The sequence below is a fragment of the Kitasatospora indigofera genome (assembly GCF_014655955.1).
In the GTDB taxonomy this organism is placed as follows: domain Bacteria; phylum Actinomycetota; class Actinomycetes; order Streptomycetales; family Streptomycetaceae; genus Kitasatospora; species Kitasatospora indigofera.
In genome coordinates this window covers 46,566-63,448 of record NZ_BNBO01000052.1, presented here as the reverse complement: position 1 = coordinate 63,448, position 16,883 = coordinate 46,566, and the positions used below count along the sequence as shown (strand labels likewise).

13 protein-coding genes are annotated in these 16,883 nt (G+C 74.3%); 6 read left to right on the top strand and 7 right to left on the bottom strand.

All coding sequences use genetic code 11. From position 1 onward, the window contains the following. Positions 1 to 1,019 precede the first annotated feature (1,019 nt). Positions 1,020 to 2,576 carry an alpha-L-arabinofuranosidase B gene (locus tag IE329_RS31445; RefSeq protein ID WP_229927918.1) on the top strand — a complete coding sequence of 519 codons (1,557 nt, stop codon included), beginning with the start codon at positions 1,020 to 1,022 and terminating at the stop codon, positions 2,574 to 2,576. 179 nt (positions 2,577 to 2,755) lie between these two features. Here IE329_RS31445 and IE329_RS31440 read toward each other — a convergent pair whose 3' ends face one another. The 5 genes from IE329_RS31440 to IE329_RS31420 all read right to left on the bottom strand — a co-directional run bounded on the left by IE329_RS31440 (position 2,756) and on the right by IE329_RS31420 (position 7,369). Further along, positions 2,756 to 3,301, bottom strand: coding sequence for an RICIN domain-containing protein (locus tag IE329_RS31440; protein ID WP_190214415.1), 546 nt, complete (start codon positions 3,299 to 3,301; stop codon positions 2,756 to 2,758). A gap of 254 nt (positions 3,302 to 3,555) precedes the next feature. Beyond that, positions 3,556 to 4,743, bottom strand: a complete 1,188-nt coding sequence (locus IE329_RS31435) for an NAD(P)/FAD-dependent oxidoreductase (protein ID WP_190214414.1) — start codon at positions 4,741 to 4,743, stop codon at positions 3,556 to 3,558. 85 nt (positions 4,744 to 4,828) lie between these two features. After that, the gene (gene sigJ / locus IE329_RS31430) at positions 4,829 to 5,779 is read right to left on the bottom strand and encodes an RNA polymerase sigma factor SigJ (protein ID WP_190214413.1); all 951 of its coding nucleotides are present in this window, start codon (positions 5,777 to 5,779) and stop codon (positions 4,829 to 4,831) included. Between the two features lie 199 nt (positions 5,780 to 5,978). After that, on the bottom strand, positions 5,979 to 6,797 hold the full coding sequence (locus IE329_RS31425; RefSeq protein WP_190214412.1) for a hypothetical protein: 819 nt from the start codon (positions 6,795 to 6,797) through the stop codon (positions 5,979 to 5,981). A 65-nt stretch (positions 6,798 to 6,862) separates the two neighbouring features. Further along, complete coding sequence (locus IE329_RS31420; RefSeq protein ID WP_190214411.1) at positions 6,863 to 7,369, bottom strand: SigE family RNA polymerase sigma factor; 507 nt, start codon at positions 7,367 to 7,369, stop codon at positions 6,863 to 6,865. A gap of 459 nt (positions 7,370 to 7,828) precedes the next feature. Between IE329_RS31420 and IE329_RS31415 the strand changes: the two genes are divergently transcribed. The 4 genes from IE329_RS31415 to IE329_RS31400 all read left to right on the top strand — a co-directional run bounded on the left by IE329_RS31415 (position 7,829) and on the right by IE329_RS31400 (position 11,830). Continuing rightward, on the top strand, positions 7,829 to 10,159 hold the full coding sequence (locus IE329_RS31415) for a HEAT repeat domain-containing protein (RefSeq protein WP_190214410.1): 2,331 nt from the start codon (positions 7,829 to 7,831) through the stop codon (positions 10,157 to 10,159). A gap of 188 nt (positions 10,160 to 10,347) precedes the next feature. After that, positions 10,348 to 10,776: a PPOX class F420-dependent oxidoreductase gene (locus IE329_RS31410; protein ID WP_190214409.1), complete on the top strand. Its 429-nt coding sequence runs from the start codon at positions 10,348 to 10,350 to the stop codon at positions 10,774 to 10,776. 320 nt (positions 10,777 to 11,096) lie between these two features. Then, positions 11,097 to 11,255 carry a hypothetical protein gene (locus IE329_RS31405; protein WP_190214408.1) on the top strand — a complete coding sequence of 53 codons (159 nt, stop codon included), beginning with the start codon at positions 11,097 to 11,099 and terminating at the stop codon, positions 11,253 to 11,255. A gap of 404 nt (positions 11,256 to 11,659) precedes the next feature. Continuing rightward, positions 11,660 to 11,830, top strand: coding sequence for a hypothetical protein (locus tag IE329_RS31400; protein ID WP_190214407.1), 171 nt, complete (start codon positions 11,660 to 11,662; stop codon positions 11,828 to 11,830). A gap of 80 nt (positions 11,831 to 11,910) precedes the next feature. Here the strand turns inward: IE329_RS31400 and IE329_RS31395 are convergent, their stop codons facing one another. Together IE329_RS31395 and IE329_RS31390 are read right to left on the bottom strand one after the other, a co-directional pair. Further along, complete coding sequence (locus IE329_RS31395; protein ID WP_190214406.1) at positions 11,911 to 13,788, bottom strand: DNA/RNA non-specific endonuclease; 1,878 nt, start codon at positions 13,786 to 13,788, stop codon at positions 11,911 to 11,913. Between the two features lie 117 nt (positions 13,789 to 13,905). After that, the gene (locus IE329_RS31390) at positions 13,906 to 15,804 is read right to left on the bottom strand and encodes a M6 family metalloprotease domain-containing protein (protein ID WP_190214405.1); all 1,899 of its coding nucleotides are present in this window, start codon (positions 15,802 to 15,804) and stop codon (positions 13,906 to 13,908) included. A 358-nt stretch (positions 15,805 to 16,162) separates the two neighbouring features. Between IE329_RS31390 and IE329_RS31385 the strand changes: the two genes are divergently transcribed. Next, entirely contained in the window at positions 16,163 to 16,774 is a 612-nt protein-coding gene (locus IE329_RS31385) for a response regulator transcription factor (RefSeq protein WP_190214404.1), read from the top strand. Positions 16,775 to 16,883: the final 109 nt, after the last annotated feature.

Below are 16,883 nucleotides of genomic sequence, written 5' to 3'. Positions count from 1 at the left end.
GCGAGAACCCGAACACGCCAGAAGGTGATCACCGGAGGTAAAACGACAAGCTGAGACCGGACCGGCCCCGTGCCGGCGGGGGCCGCCGGGGCGCCGCCACCTCGCCGGTCGGCGGCCCGGCGCGGCCGCCGGCGGCGGGCTGCCCCGCCGTAGGCCGGCCGCCGGTGGCGAGCCCCGCGGGCCGGCGCGGACCTTGACCGCCGCCGGCCCCACGCGCGGCTCGGGGCCGGCCCGGCGGGCAGCCTTGAATATGCCGAACGGGCTTGCGTGCAAACACCGTTCGGGAGAGTTGGCCGTACCTCTTGTGTGCTCCGCCCCGGCGCTCTAGCGTCTATGCCATTCGAGCGACCACCCCCCGCTCGACGTCAGGTCGGATTTGTTAGCGCTAACAGATCCGGTTCGGAAGCCCGGCGGGCGGCGACGCAGGGCCGCTCTTCGCGGAGTCCGTCTCCGGTCTCCCCGGTGAACCACGGTCCACCGGAGGGCCTGCCCAGCCTGCGGTGCCGGGCTCCGGCCGTGCGAGCACGCGGACCACCGGGCCCCGCCGAATCGTCCCGTCAGCAACATCAGCACCACATCCGCCGCCACCGGCCGGACCGTCACCCAGGCGCACTCCGGGCGCACTCACCCCGGGTCGGGCGTCTCCTGCGGGGTGCGCGGAGCGCACCGGCGGTGGACCGGCCGCGTCCCAACTCCCTTACGCCGCTGCCCCGTGAGGCAGCAGAGCCGCCGGCGCGCCCGGCCGCCGTTCATGGCTCCGCTGTTCGTCACGCTGCTGTTCGTCCCGCCGCTGTTCATGACGCTGACGTTCATGACGCTGACGTTCATGACGCTGACGTTCATGACGCCGCCGAGCACCCCGCACCGTGCAGTACGCCCCACTCCGGCCCCGGGCAGCGGCGACTCCCGCCCTGACCCGGCGAGCCACCGTGCCGGGGCCGTCCCGACCAGGTTCCGATCCGGCCCCCGTCGCCCCGGCACTCCGGAAACCCACCCAAGAATCGAGGACAGACGTGAAGATGCCCCCCGCCGCCCTCCGCCGGCCCACCGCCCTGCTGACCGCGGCCTCCGCCGCGATGCTCGTGGCGGGGACCCTCTCGGGCGCCGCGACCTCGCAGGCTGCGACGACGACGCAGCCCTGCGACCTCTACGCCGCCGGCGGCACCCCGTGCGTCGCCGCGCACAGCACCACCCGTGCGCTGTACGGGAATTACACCGGAGCGCTGTACCAGGTGCGCCGCCTCTCGGACAACGCCACCCGCGACATCGGGGTCCTCGGCGCGGGCGGATACGCCAACGCCGCCGCGCAGGACTCGTTCTGTGCCGGCACCAGCTGCGTCATCACGATCGTCTACGACCAGACCGGCCGCAACAACCGCCTCACCCAGGCGCCTCCCGGGGGATTCAACGGCCCCGCCGCGGGCGGGTACGACAAGCTGGCCAACGCCACGATGGCTCCGGTCACCCTCAACGGCAACCGTGCCTACGGCGTCTTCGTCTCGCCGGGAACCGGCTACCGCAACAACAGCACCAACGGGATCGCGACCGGCGACCAGCCCGAGGGCATGTACGCGATCCTCGACGGCACGCACTACAACGACGGTTGCTGCTTCGACTACGGCAACGCCGAGACCAACAGCCGCGACAACGGGAACGGCACCATGGAGACCATCTACTTCGGCAACAGCCGCGGCTGGGGGTCCGGTGCCGGGAACGGTCCGTGGGTGATGGCCGACCAGGAGAACGGCCTGTTCTCGGGCGTCAATCCCGGCTACAACGCGGGCGATCCGACCGTGACGCACCGCTTCCTCACCGCGATCGTCAAGGGCGAGCCGAACCACTGGGCCATCCGCGCCGGGAACGCCCAGTCCGGCGGGCTGTCCACCTACTACAACGGCGCGCGGCCGAACGCGGCCGGCTACAACCCGATGAAGAAGGAGGGCGCGATCATCCTCGGCATCGGCGGGGACAACAGCAACAGTTCCGCCGGCACCTTCTACGAGGGCGTCATGACCTCCGGCTATCCCTCCGACGCCACCGAGAGCGCCGTCCAGGCCAACATCGTCGCGGCCGGCTACGCGCAGGGCTCGGGCGGCGGGGCGGCCCTCAACACCGGCTCGACGGTCTCGCTCCGGGCGACGACCGCCTGCTGCACCGACCGATACCTGAGCCACTCCGGCGCGGCCGTCGCCACGGCGGTCGTCACCGCCGCCGGCTCGGCGGCCGAGAAGGCCAACGCCTCCTGGACCGTCCGGCCGGGCCTGGCCAACGGCGCCTGCCGCTCCTTCGAGTCGAAGAACACGCCGGGCAGCTACCTGCGGCACCAGAACTTCCAGCTCTACCTGCACCCCGACGACGGCAGTGCCCTGTTCGCCAACGACGCCACCTTCTGCTCGCAGGCCGGCGTGAACGGCCAGGGCAATTCCCTGGTCTCCTACAACTTCGCCGACCGCTACGTCCGCCACTACGCCGGCACCGGGTACATCGCCTCGGACGGCGGCTCCAACAGTTTCGACGCCACCGCCCTCTGGCCCGACGACGTCAGCTGGGTCGTCACCGCTCCCTGGACGCCCTGACCGGAGCAGGCAGCACCGGACGCCCTGACCGGAGCGCGCTCCGCCCGGCTCCCCGGCGGAGCGGGCCCCAGGAGGCGAGCACCGAGGGGGAACGGGCGTGGACGGGGCGTGTCGCCGGGGCTGCGGCAGGTGCGGGGCGTCAGCCGTCACCCGCCCGGCGGGGGCGACGGCCGTCCAGGTCAGCGGTTCGCCGCCAGGGGGTACCAGATCTGGTTGTTCCCGTTCCAGCAGTCCCACTGCTGGCCGAGGGCGCCGTTGTCGTAACGCCGGCCGTCGATCTCCAGGCACTTGCCGCTGTTGACGTTGCGCAGGACGTACCCGGTGCCGGGGACGTGCGTCCAGGACCACTGCTGGCTGGCGCCGCCGGTGCAGTCCCACTGGCGGGCCGGGGCGCCGTTGTCGCTGCGCCAGTCGGCGATCTCCAGGCACTTGCCGCTGTTGACGTTGACCAGCGATCCCGCGGGGCCGGCCGTCAGGCTCCACTGCTGGCTGGCGCCGCCGGTGCAGTCCCACTGCCGGGCGGGGGCGCCGTTGTCGCTGCGCCAGTCGGCGATCTCCAGGCAGTGCGGACTGTTGGCGATGCCCAGGACGACGACGTCCGGCACACCGGACGGATGGAACCGGGAGTCCGCGGCGGCGGCGGGCAGGCCCGCGCCGACGACGAGGCCGGCACCCAGCAGGGCGGCGGCTGCACGGGTCTTGCGGGTCATGGACTTGCGGGTCATGGAGGTGACATCCCGTCAGAGAGGTGTGGGACCAGGCCGGCGGGCTGCCGGAAGCATGATCGTCGGGCGACCCGACCGCCACACCCTAGTGGTCCCCGCGAGCGTGGTCGAAGGGTTTCCGTGCCCTCGTTCGCGGCTCTGTCAGGACCTTTCTCAGGGCCCTCGCCACGGCACGGGCCAGGGCCGCCGGAGGTGGCGGCGGACCGGAGGCTCCGGCCTCCGGTCCGCCGCCGCGTCCGGACGCGGCGGCCGCGTCACAGGGCGGCCAGGCGGGGTGCGGCCTCGGTGGCCGCGAGGTGGTGGCGGCGGCTCGGCAGCAGCATGGTCGGGTGGGCGACGCTCCAGGCCGCGCCCGAGCAGATGAACTCCTTGATGCGGGCGCCGGTCCGGCCCGCGATGACGGTGGACGTGACCTGGTCGTCGGGGGTCACCCGCTGGAGGATCCCGTCGCGGCGCCCCAAGCTGATGCACTGGAGCGAGTAGCTGATGGTCGCCTGGGGGACCTCGCGGCCGGTCAGGCGCGCGGCGAGCGCGTCGGCGGCCTGCCAGGCCATCGGGGTCGCCGTGGCGCAGGCCATCCGCAGCGGCCTGCCGCCCGGGCCGTCGGCGAGCGCGGCGTCGCCGACGGCGTACACCTCGGGGTGCGAGACCGAGCGCATGGTGGCGTCGACGACGATCTGCCCGGTGCCGGACACCTCCAGGGCGCTGGCGGCCGCGATCGGGTGCACGGCGAAGCCCGCGGTCCACACCGTCACCCGGGCCGGGATCTCCCCGCCCGTCGCGGTGACCACCCGGTCCGCCTCGACGCGGGTGATCACGGTCTGCTCGTGGACCGTGATGCCGAGCCGGTCGAAGACCGCGTGCAGGTGACGCCGGGCCTTGTCGCTGAGCCGGTCGCCGACGCCGCCGCGGGCGGCGATCGCGACCTTGAGGCCGGGGTGCGCCTCGGCGATCTCGGCGGCCGCCTCGATACCGGTCAGGCCACCGCCCGCCACCAGGACCGTCCCGCCCGGCTCCAGCTCGGCCAGGCGCGCCCGCAGTCGCAGCGCGGCCTGCTTCCCGGCGACGTTGTGGGCGTGCTCGGCGACCCCGGGGACGCCGTGGTCGGCGGTGGTGCTCCCGAGCGCGTACACGAGGGTGTCGTAGGCGAGCGTCCCGGCGCCCTCCCCGCCGGTGAGGGTGACGGTCCTGCGGTCCACGTCGACGGCGGTGACCCAGGCCTGCCGCACCTGCACCCCGGTGCCCGCGTACAGGTCACGCAGCGGGCGTCGCGGCAGGTCCTGTCCGCTCGCGAGCTGGTGCAGCCGCACCCGCTCGACGAAGTCGGGGTCGCCGTTGACCAGGGTGATCCCGACCTCGTCGCGGTGCAGCCGCCGGGCGAGGCGGCCGGCGACGGTGGCTCCGGCGTACCCGGCTCCGAGGACGATGATGCGGTGATTCATGGCTCGCTCCTGTTCGGTTCGGTCGGACTCACCTCCTGAACCGGACAGCCGGGCGATCCCTGACAGGAATCCCGTGTGACGTGGGTCACCAGATCTCGAAGAGCGGTCGATGGGGGCCGGTGGCCGCCCACCGGCGCGTGACGCGCTCCAGCTTGTCGGGGTTGACCTGGATGTGGATCGCGCCGACGCCCTCGGCGGTGGGCTCCAGGCAGATGATCCCGAGGACCCGCCCGCCGGCCTCGATCAGCGCGGCCGGGCCGCCGTTGACGACGGCGGCGTGCAGGGCGACCCGGTCACTGCTCCCGACATGGGCCCGCTTGGCTCCGCCCGGCCGGAACAGACCGCGCAGGTAGCGGGCGATGCCGAGCGCACCGACGACCGGGGTCCTGCGGGCCTGGACCCGGGCGCCGCCGTCGGCCACGCTGACCGCGTCGCCGGCGAGCAGCCGGACGAGCGGCTCGGTGTCGCCGCTGAGGGCCGCCGCGAGGAACTCCTCGACGACCCTCCGCGCGGCGGCCGCGTCGACCTCGGTGCGGGCCCGGTCGGAGGCGAGGTGCTGCTTGGCCCGCCGGTGGATCTGCTGGCAGTTGGCCTCGGTGAGGTCGAGGATCTCGCCGAGCTCACGGTGGGCGTACCCGAACGCCTCGCGCAGCACGTACACCACGCGCTCGTTGGGCGACAGCCGCTCCATGAGCGTGAGCATCGCGATGGAGACCGACTCGCGCTGCTCGACGGTGTCGGCCGGACCGAGCAGCCGGTCCCCGGCCAGGACGGGCTCCGGGAGCCACTGGCCGACGTAGGTCTCCCGCCTGGCCCGCGCCGAGGTGAGCTGGTTGAGGCAGAGGTTGGTCAGCACCTTGGTGAGCCATGCCTCGGGCGTCTCGATCAAGGCCCGGTCCGCCGCGTGCCACCGCAGGTACGTCTCCTGCACCGCGTCCTCGGCGTCGCCGGCCGATCCCAGCAGCCGGTAGGCGATCGCCTCCAGGCGGCCCCTGGAGCTCTCGAACAGATCGGCCTCGTACGTACGGAGCGACATCGCGCCATGATCGTCCATGGGTGCGGGCCGCGTCCACCCACCCCGGGGGCCCGGCCACCCCGCGCCTACCCATCCCAGGCCCACCCATCCCGCGTCCCCCCACCCCGGGTCAGGCCCGGCGGGCGGCCGACGCGCGTCCGCCGTCCGCCCGCCGCCGTCCGGCGGGCCTGACGCGCCGCCCGTCCGGCGCTGCGGCGGGTCAGCCGACGGCACCGAGGATCGGCGCCCAGGCGGGGCCGGTGAGCGCGGCCACCACCTGCTGCTCGGTGAGCGGGGGAGCGGTGCGGGTCGCCTTCGGCGTGTCGGCGCCGCTGCCGCCACCGGTGCTGTTCCACTCCACCAGCTGGAGCTGCGCGCCGGTCGACTTCAGCGTCACCGTCACCGTCCAGCGGTGGGCGGTGTCGGCCCGGACGGGGTGCTCGGCCGCGTTCTGCTCCGTCATCACCACGGCGCCGCCGGGGACGGCGGCACTGCTCGGCAGTTCGCTCAGCTTGCAGGTGTCACCCTTGGCGCGGGCGGGCGTCCGCTCGCAGCTCAGCCCGTCGCCGTCGCCGAGCGGCAGCTTGAGCCGCACGGCCGAGACGCCGACCATGGCGGCGCCCTGCCCGTCGTCGACGATCAGTTCGCCGTTGGCGACGTACCCGCCGGACGGGTCGGAGGGGTTGTTGCTCTGCCCGGTCACCTGGCTGAACCGGCCCCCGGGGAGCGTCATCTCCAGGGCCTGGACCATCTGGTCGCCGGTGATCGCGGAACGCGGCATCGCCAGCGCCACCGGCTCGATGTCGGAGCCCGCGGAGCGGGTCCCGGGGAGCCCGCCGGGGACCACCAGGCCGGCGGCCGCCGCGATCACGACGCAGGCGCCCACCCCGGCGCCGATCCCGGTGACGACGGCGGCGCGGCGCCGGCGCCGACGGTTCCGCCCGCGTTCGACGGCTCCGCCCAGCAGGGCGGTGAGATCGGGGTCGAGGGAGTCGGTCGTGCGGTCCAGGGCATGGGCGAGGTCTGCTTCGAACGGCATGCTGGCGTCACCTTTCGGTCGCTGATGGGGGCCTTGCGGCGGGTGTGACCTGCGTGCACCGGTACTCAGTGCGGGACCAGGTCGGACAGGCTGTCGCCGAGCAGCGCACGCACCCTGCCGAGTGCGCGGGTGCCCTGCGAGCGGACCGCGCTGCTGCTCAGCCTGAGCATCCGGGCGGTCTCCTCGATGCTGCGGTCCTCCCAGTAGCGCAGCAGGAGCACCGCCCGGTCGCGGGGCGGGAGTTGGCCGAGCGCGTCCAGCAGGGTGAGCCGCAGGGCGGTGTCCGGGCCGGGCGCCGCACCGTCGGGCAGGGTCCCGACCGGGCGCTCGCCGGTGCTCCTGCGACGCCGCAGGCTGAGGAAGGTGCGGACCAGCACCGTCTGGGCGTAGGCCGCCGGGTTGTCCGCACCGGCCACCCTGTTCCAGTGCACGTACATCCGGCTGAGGGTCTCCTGGACCAGGTCCTCGGCGAGATGCGTGTCACCGGCCGCGAGGACGTACGCCGAACGGTAGAGCGCCTTCGCCCTCGCGGCCACGAACTCCAGGTACTCATCCTCCTGTGCTGATTTCACTCGGTTACCGCCTGTTCGCTTGTTCCGTGATCCCCGTGCATACCCCTCATGACTACGCGAGGCGTCAGGATGTCGTGCGGGTGGGGCACTTTCCCCCGGGACCGCCCCCGGGAGCACCGCCGGGACCGCCCCCCGGGCCGCCGGCGCGGAACCCCGTTGCGGGCGCCCGGCGGATCGCGTACTGATGGGCCGGGTACGGCGGGGCGCCCGGACGGCGCGTTCGCCCGGGCCACGGCGCTCACGCCGGGGCCCCGCCCGTGCAGGCCCGGCCTGCGACGACGTCCGGGGCGGTCGGCCCCGGCTCCTGAAGGAAGTCCTGCGATGGCCGGTCGGCTCACACGTTCCGACGGCACGGACCACCGTGCCGCAGCCGAGCCCGGGTTCGCGCCCGTACCGGAGCCCGTACCGGAGCCCGGACCCGGGCCCGGACCCGGACCCGCGTCGTGGCCGGCACCGGCCGTGACGCCGGAGCAGGACGCGGCCCTGGCACCGCTCGGCGGCCTGGACGACGTCCCCTGGGCCGGGCTGCGGCACGCGTACGGGTCCGCCGCCGACGTCCCCGGACTGCTCCGGGCCCTGGCACGGCCGGGGGAGGACCCCGACCGTGGCGAGCGGCTCGACGACCTGGACGCCGCGGTCTACCACCAGGGCGGAGCCGTGTACTCGGCGGGTGCGGCCGTCGTACCGTTCCTGGTCGAGATCGCGTGCACGCCCGGCCTGCCGCTCAGGGCCGAGATCGTGGAGCTCCTCGGCCGGTTCGCCGCGCTGCAGAACGAGATGCGTGAACCCTGGCGCTCGGCCGGGTCCGCCGTGGAGTGCCGGGCGGCGCTGGTCGCCGGGCACGACGGCCTGGTCGGGCTGCTGGACGACGCCGGGGCCGAGGTGCGGACGGCGGCGGCCGCGCTGCTCTGGACGTACGCGCGATGGTCGCCGCGCGCGCAGGACGCCGCCCGGGCACTGGTGGGCCGTGACGCCGTCGAGCCGGACCTCCGGCTGCGGGTGCTGCTGCGCACGCAGGGAGCCCGGGCGGCGGCAGCGGCCCGGGCGGCAGAGGCCCCTTCGGCCGCCCCGCTGATGGCGGCCGTCGACCGGCTCACCCGGTCACCGGCCCACGACGCGGACCACGACCCGGACACGGATCCGGACCCGGACACGGACGGGCTGAGGCTCGCCCGCCTGGCCGCGCGGCGGCGGCTCGACGACCCGTCGGTCGGCTGGCGGGACCTGCTCGACGCGGCGCTCGCGCCGGCCACCCCGCAGCAGGCCTACCGGGCATGGGCGGAGGACGGCGCCCGCCTGGCCCCGGAACTCTGCGGCATGTGCGGCGACGACACCGCCGCCTGGCTGAACATCACCCGGGCGCTGATCGGCGATCAGCGGGCCCGGGTCCGCGAGGGCGCACTGCGGGCGGCCGCGGACGCGATGCTGCGGTGGCGGTCGGCGGTGCCGGAGCTGCTCCCGCTGGTCGGCGGCCTGCTGTCCGACCCCGAGCCCGAACACCGGATGATGGCCGCCGACCTGTTGGCCGCGGCGGGAACGGCCGACGAGCGGCTCGACGACCGCCTCGCCGCCGCCCTCGACGACCCGCACCGGCCGACGGCCGTCCGGGCCGCGTGGGCGTTGGCCCGGCACGGTGACCCGCGTGCGCTCCCGGCACTGGTCCGCGCCCTGGACGAGGACGAGGAGGAAGACGGCTTCGGCCCGTCGGCCTTCTACAGCGGGACCTCCTACTGGTTCACCCGACCGCCGTTGCGCGAGGCGCTGGTCGCCTGCGGGGAGCGGCACGGAGCACGGCTGGCACCGGCTCTGCGCGCCGCCCTCGCGCGGTGCCTGACGTCGTCCCGTACCGGGCACGGCACTCCCGGCGGCCTGCGCGCGGACGCACTGCCCCGGCTGCACCTGCTCTGCGAGGCGCTCGCCGCCTGCGGGCCGGCCGCAGCCGTCGCCGGGCCGGAGCTGGCCCGGCTGCTCGACTCCACCCACCCGCAGTTGGCCTGCACCGTCGTCGAGGCGGCGGGGCCGGCAGTCGCGGACCTCGCCCCGCAGCTCGAACGGGTCGGGGCCGAGGCCCTGGTCGTGGCGGCCGCGCGGATGTCGGAACGGTACCGGGACGTCGCCCTTCCCGGACGCCCGGCACCGTCCGGTCCGCCGCCGGGGCGACGGGCCGAACCGGGACTGGCGGATCCATGGATCACCGCCCTGACCACGGCTCGGGCCCACTTCGCCGTCACCGGTGACGGGGCGGCCCTGCTGCGCACCGTCGACCAGGTGCTCGCGGTGACGGCCCCGCTGCGCCGGAGCGTCACCGGGGGCGGCGAGGGCGGCCGCCCGGGGTCCGCGGAGGAGGCCGCGGCAGCGCGGGAGGCGGCGGCGCTCGCGAGCGCGCTGGCCCGCTGCCTCGCGCCGCTCGGGCCGGCGGCCGGGGCCGGCCGCGTCGGCTGGACCGAGCGCTGGCTGCGCGGCAACGAGGGGTGGTGGCGCAGCCACGAGGCCGTCGACGTCGCCTGGGCGCACTGGCGGGTGACCGGGGACGGCGACCTGGCCCGCCGGGTCTTCGCCCGCCTGCTGACCCGCGGGCCCGGGCAGTCCTTCAGCCCGGTCGAGCTGGCCGCGTTGCGGCGGGTCGCGGAGGCGGGGCCCGCGGCCCGCGCACCGGTACCCCTGCTGCAGGCCTGCCTGGACCAGGACGAGCGGATCGTCGGTGAAGGCGGTTGGCGGGGCATCGTCCAGGACGACGAGGTTCAGCGCCTCGCGGCAGCGGCGCTGGGCGGGGCCGCCGGGGCGGGCTGAACCGCGTCGATGACGCGTGCTTCGCCGGACCGTCCCCGGACCGCCGGCCGTACGGGCCGTCCTCGCCCGGCCGGCGCCCGGCTCGGTCGTCACCCGGCTCGGCCGTCACCCGGACCGCCGGAGCGGCCCGGGGCCGGCCGGCGGGCGGGTGGTGCAGGCCAGGTCACCGGGGTCGTACGATCCCCAGCATGGTTCATGACCTCAGCAACCCCGACGACGTCTTCCTGGCATTCTGGCGCGAGCGTCTCCTCTCCACCCTGACCACCGCGCGTCCCGACGGCACCCCGCACGTGGTGCCGGTCGGCGTCACCTACGACCCGGAGGCCGGTCTGGCCAGGGTGATCACCAACCGCGCCAGCCGCAAGGCCCGCAACGTCCAGGCGGCCGGACCGGCCGGGATGCGGGTGGCGCTCTGCCAGGTGGACTGGGCGCGCTGGTCCACGCTGGAGGGTGTCGCGGTGGTGCGGGAGGATCCGGAATCCGTCGCGGAGGCCGTCCGCCGCTATGCCGAGCGCTACCGCCAGCCGCGGGTCAACCCGGACCGGGTCGTGATCGAGATCAGCGTCGACAAGGTGCTGGGGCGGGCCTCCGTCCTGCGGGCGGCGGGCCTGGCCTGACGGGCGTCCGGCGGCCGGCGTCCGACGGAAACGCCGCGGGTGCGGGTGCGGGTGCGGGTGCGGGTGTACGTGTGGGTGCGGGTGTACGTGTGGGTGGGGGTGCGGTGGGCCGGGCCCGCCGTGCCCACCCGGCGGGCCCGGGCCCGGGAGCCGGGGTTTCGCGCGGACCGGCTGGGGAACGTGTGACGGGAGGGCCTGCGGTTGTTTAGTGGGCGTTGATCCCGTCGTTCTAACGTCTCGTCAGCTCTCGCTCCGGGAGCGCCGGCCCGCCCCGCGGGCCGGGCCGCCCGACCCGCCCCGCAGAATCGAGACGCCCGGCCATGAGCCAGCCATCGACCGAGACACCGTCGGCAGAGCACCTGTCGGACCACGACGCCGCCCGCTTCCGCACCCTGCTGTCGGGGCTGGAGCGCTCCCTGGAGGCCGACCGGCGGTCCGCCGAAGGTCGCGCGACCGACGGGGCGTCCTCCGGTGAATGACCGCAGGCCGGTCCCGGCGATGATCGTGGTCGTGCCGCTCTGGCACCGGGGCGCCGGCTCGGGCATCCTCGGCACCGACTACACCCTCACCCCTGCGCCTCCTCGCGGTGGACCACCCGGTGGAGAGGGCGCCGGCGGCCCGGCGGGCCCGGTGCCGCCCGCCGGACCGGCTCCGGCCGGTGCCGGCCGTCCCGGCTGAGCGCCCCGGCTGAGCCCCCTGGTTGAGCCCCCGTCCGGCGCCCGGGCGGGTGCACCACCGGGCGGGCCGAGCGACGGCGCCCTCCGGGCGGACCGGTGACCGGAGCCTGCCGGCCGCGCTCTTGTCCTCCCGGTGCCGCACTGCCAGTCTTGTCGTCGTACCGGGTGGGGTGACTTCACGCACAACTCGCTTTGGGGGGACGGACATGGCGCAGCAGCAGCCCGGAAATCTCGTGGTGTGGCGGACACTTGTCCTGCTCGGGGCCGTCGGGGTCGCGATCGGGCTGATCGGCAAGGTGCCGTTGCTCGGCCTGGTGGCGGGGCCGGTCGCGATCGTCGGGGTGATCGGACTCTCGATCGCGCGGCGCAACCAGTAGGGGCGGCCGTCGCCGGACGGGTCCGGCCGCAGTGCTGCCACTGCGGCCGGCCACCAGGGGAATGACGTACCGTCAGGCGATCAGCGCCACTGGATGTCGGCGGGTGTGTCGAGCGGCCGCCGGTCCGTCAGGGCCTCCGGGACGGCGAGGGTGTCGGCCTTGCGCAGCGCGACCGGGAACCGCAGCTGGGTCCGCTCCTCCAGCTCGCCCAGGTTGATCTGGAAGACGCGGAACTCGTCCAGGTCCAGGGCCTCCAGCTGGTCGAGGTTCTGGGTCAGCAGGAAGGCCTTGGCCCTGAGCACGCCCTGGTCCGCGAAGGCGATCACCTTCCAGAACTCCCGGGGGATGCGGATGCCCCGGTAGATCCGGTCGTCGTCCTGGTGGACCGGTCCGCCGAACACGCTGATCCGCAGGTCGTCGACCTCGACCTCGGCGAACAGGGCGTCCTCCAGGCGCCCCCACACCCCGGCCTGCGAGCTCTGGTTGAAGTCGTCCATCTGGGGCGTGATGTTGGTGTAGAAGAACGAGTCCACGTTGGCCCGCTCCGCCTCGGCGGCGCTGCCCCAGAGCAGGTCGGCCCGGCGGGCGATGTGGCCCCGGTCGAGCCGGTTGTTCCGGTACAGCTCGTTGCCCACCTGGACGTCGTGGGGCAGTCTGGGGTCGGTGCGGAAGTCGATGCCGCTGCGGGCGAGGTTCTTCAGGGTCCCACCGTCGACGTTCCAGGCGACCCAGAGGGCGAACCGCCGGGACTCGCTCTGGGCCAGCGAGAAGTGGGTGTAGGGGATCACCTCGGAGCCGTCCAGCCGGAAGGCGTCGTGCTTGATCTTCTCGTGGAGTTCCGGCGTGCCGATCCGCAGCTCCGCCCCGAGGAAGTCGGGGTTGTAGCCGCCGACCGCCTCCAGGGCCTCGGCGCCGGGCTGGTCCAGGCTGATCCCGAGCTTCTCGAAGACCGACGCCGGCAGGCAGGCCAGTGCGTGCTCGTCGGGGTTGCCCGCGGTCTCGCCCCCGAAGTGCAGCCCCGCGACGACGGTGGTCGCGGTGCCGTCGGCGCCGGTGAACATCCAGGCCGAGCCGGAGTCGCCGCCGCTGCTCACCTCGCCGTCGGCCGGGAGGTGTCCGGGGTCGAGGGCGATCTCGAAGCAGCCGATCAGCTGTTCCCCCGCCCCCTCGTAGTCGATCTTGGCGATGGTGTCCACCCGGCGCACCACGCCGTGGGTCACGCCGGTGGTCCGGCCGCTCTTGACCACCTTGTCGCCGAGCTGCGGGTCGCCCAACGCGGTCGGTGCGACGCCGAGTTCGAGGATCGTGGGGTCGAAGCGGCGGTCCCTGACGGCGGCCACCGCGCAGTCGCCGGCCATGCCCAGGTGGGAGCGGACCAGCGGGCCGAGCAGGTTCTGGGTGACGCGGTTGTCGTCGCGGGCGCCCGGCTGCACCGTCCGGTCGCCCAGGGCGCCCTCCGCCCCGTGCAGCACGTGCCAGTTGCTCAGGACGTAGGGGGTGCCGTCGGCGCGGTCGAACACCAGGAGGCCGATGGTGCCGGTCGGCCCGTGGGCGTTCCCGACGCTGACGCCCGGGACCACCGGGTCGAGGCGCCGCTTGCGGACGGGGCTCTCGGTCTCGGCGACCACCCGGAAGTCGGGGGCGAAGGTGCGCTCGATCACCTGCGTGGGCACCTCGACACCGTCCACCGTCACGGACTCCGGTACGGCGGTGGTGCCCAGCGCTTCCAGCTCTTCGGGCCCCACCTTCTTGTCCACGGTGAACTGGAGGGCGATCTCCCGGGCCTCCGGGCCGCTGTTCGTCCGGTAGCCCACGCCGATCGAGGAGATGTTCGGGTCCTGCAAGTAGCCGGGTCCGCGGGTGCGGACGAACTGCCTCAGTGAGGCTATGAGTTGCTCCCGCTGGGCGGTGCTGTCCGGGGCCGGGCGGTCGGTGGGTGTGGCGGTGGGGGCAGGCATGACGATCTTCCCTTCGTGAGGGCGGCGGCTCCTGCGGGCGGCGGCCCGCGCCGCGCGCCCGCGGAGGGAGCGGCCCCGGCAGGCGGCGGCGGGTCGCGGGCGGGCGGGCCGGCCCGCTCAGCCGGCCGTCCGGACCTTCAGCTCCCAGCGGCGCAGGGTGCCGGCGCCCGGCTGGGCCGAGTCGGTGATCTTGAGCTTCCAGCTGCCGGTGACGGCGTCCCCGGTCAGCGGGGCCAGTGCCGACGGCGGCCGGGAGTCCAGCTTGAGCAGCAGGTTCTTGGTGTTGCCGCCGGAGCGGTTGTGCAGCACGGCGCGACGGCCCGAGGGGTTCATCAGCACCACCCGCAGGTCACCGATCCGCGGGTGCTCGATGTCGATGGACACCGCCAACTCGCGGACGGTTCCCGCGCCCTGGAGGGTGATGGCGTCGGTCAGGCCGCCCGGGTCCAGCTCCGGGATGAGCGCCTGCGGCGCGGAACTCCCGCTGACGGCCGCCCCCCCGGGGCTCTGCTCCCCGGTCCGGAAGGAGATCACCGGCCCCGGGGCGCCGATCCCGGAGATGGTCAGGCCGGACTCGCCGCCGTCCCACCAGGTCGACGCCGGCCGGCTGCTGTGCGAGACCGCGGTGCCCTCGGTGGGTCCGTAGAGGTCCCCGCCGTCGCCCTGGTTGGCGTTGGTCTCCAGGTCCAGGTGGCCGTCGGCCTGCAGCAGCGCGCACTGGTAGTGGTGCAGCAGCGAGCCCTGCTGGAACTCGTTCGAGCCCTTGATGTCGCAGTGGTAGACGGCGAGTCCGCCGGAGGTGAGCTTCTCGTCGAAGTCGATCCGGCTGCGGTTCTCGACCAGGTAGTACTCGGCGTCCTCGCGGTCGGGGTTCTGGTAGATCAGCGCGGTGTCGTAGTCCGCGTGCTCGGCCTGGTAGGTGCCCGGGGTGGCGATGTCGACGTCGGTGGCGCACCAGCCGACCAGCCGCCGGAGGTAGACGCAGACGGGGGACGGCTTGCGTCCGTTGCCGAGGTGGTTGCCGGCGCCCATCACGCAGTACGAGCCGAGGCCCGCACTGGTGAAGTCGTCGCCCTCGCGCTCGATCGTGCCGTAGTCGTAGAGGTCGGGCCAGCGGCAGAGCAGGTGGCCGCTCTCGTGGCAGAAGGTGCCGATGCTCTGCTCGGCCGGGGTGCGGCCCATGCTGGTGACGGTGTGGAACTGGGTCCGCATGCCCTGGCCGACGTCCCGGCTGAACACGGTGCTGTGCGGCCACAGGTCGCCGGCGAACTCGGTCGGCCCGGCGTACAGGACGCAGATCGAGTCGACGATGCCCCGGCCCTGCGAGTCGAACCGGCTGAAGTCGACGCCGGCGTCCACCGCCGCCGCGATCGCCTCGGGGGCCAGCAGCCCCTCGTTGTTGGCGTAGGTCAGCCGGGACCGGCTCATCCGGAAGGGCCCCACCACGGTGTTGCCGAACCTCAGCCGGTCCGACGACATGGCGCGGAAGAACTCCCTGACCGAGCAGTGGTTCCCGTTCGCGTGGTAGTCCGGTCCGTTCAGCATGGCGTCCACGTCCGCGGGCGTCACGGTGGTGCTCGTCCCGGGGAAGGTGACCAGGATCGTGAGTCCCTGGACGTCGCCCTCGCTCAGCCGGTCGCCGAGCAGCAGGCCCCGGTTGGCCCCGAAGGTGAACAGGCCGTCGGGGTCGAGTGCCTCCAACTGGTCCTGCGGCACCGCCCGCTCGGAGCGCTGCTTCACCAGCAGGCGACGGTATTCCTGCCCTTCCTTGAGGTGACGCCGCAGCCCTTTCGGCGGCCGCTCCGAGATCCGTACGCCGGTGGAGCGGAAGCGGCGCCCGGGGCCGGGTCCGTCCACGTCGGCGTAGCAGTACCCCTCCCGGCTCTCGTCGTAGACGACGCTGAAGCCGTCGACGGTCTCGTAGCGGGCGTACTTGTCGTCGCCGATGGTGGCGAGGGCCACGTCACCGCCGTGCTGCTGGGTGAAGGTGAGGATCTCACCGAAGATGGCACTCATGGCAGAACCCCTCCCGGAGATTCGGCGAGCGCGGAGGGCTCGGCCCCAGTCTGGTCCGGGGCGCCGGACCGCCCAAGGGCAGAAACACCCACAGGCCGCGGGGTACAGTTGCCCCCTTTGTGCACCCTTTGTGCGCCCTTTGCCTACCGCTCCTCCGCTCTCCCGCGCCACCTGCCTCCCGCGCCTCGCGCGGCGGCGGACGGGTCTTTGCGAAGTGTTTACCGGGCCGGGCGGGCCGGGCGGGCCTCGGCGGGCCGTCCGGCCGGGGAGGGCGAAGACTGGGAGGTGCGAAGGTCCGGAGGCCCCGTGCCGGTACGGCGTGCGGAGCGCCGGGCAGCCACGCTACCGAGGGCCTGCCATGAGTGCCGAGGTGAGACGGGTCGCCGTCGTCGGTGACTGTCCGCTGTTCCGGCGCGGCCTGGCCCAGGTGGTCGAGTCCACCACGGACCTGGCGCTGGTCCTGGCCGCCGGGTCGGTCGAGGAGGCCGAGGGCAGGCTGCAGGGCGGCGATGTGGTCCTGGTCGACCTGCAGTTGGCACCCGCCGACCTGTCCGCCGCGGTGTTCCGGCTGGCCGGCCGGGGCGCGGAGGTGCTGGTGCTCTGCTCCCCGCTGCAGCACGACATCGTGCCGCCGATGGAGGCCGGCGCCCGCGGCTGTCTGAGCAGGCAGGCCGGCGAACTGGAGCTGCTGGCGGCGATCCGGCTGGTCGCCTCCGGCTGCGGGTACGTGTCGGCCGCCCTCGCGGTGCGCCGCTGGGCGGAGCCGCAGTGCCGGGTCACCGAACGCGAACGGCAGATCCTGGAACTGGTCGCGAACGGTGAGACGGACCACGGGATCGCCGAACGGCTGGGGATCAGCGAGCACACCGTGCACTCGCACCTGGACCGGTTGCGGGACAAGATCGGCTCCCGGCGCCGGGCCGACCTCACCCGCTTCGCGGTCGCCCACGACATCGTGCCGAACGCCTGAGGGCTGTCCGATGCCCCGTCGCCCGTCGCCCGTCGCCCGTCGCCCGTCGCCCGCCGCCGGTGGCGGGCGACGTGCCGGGACCGCTGCCTGGCAACCCAGCCCGGCAACG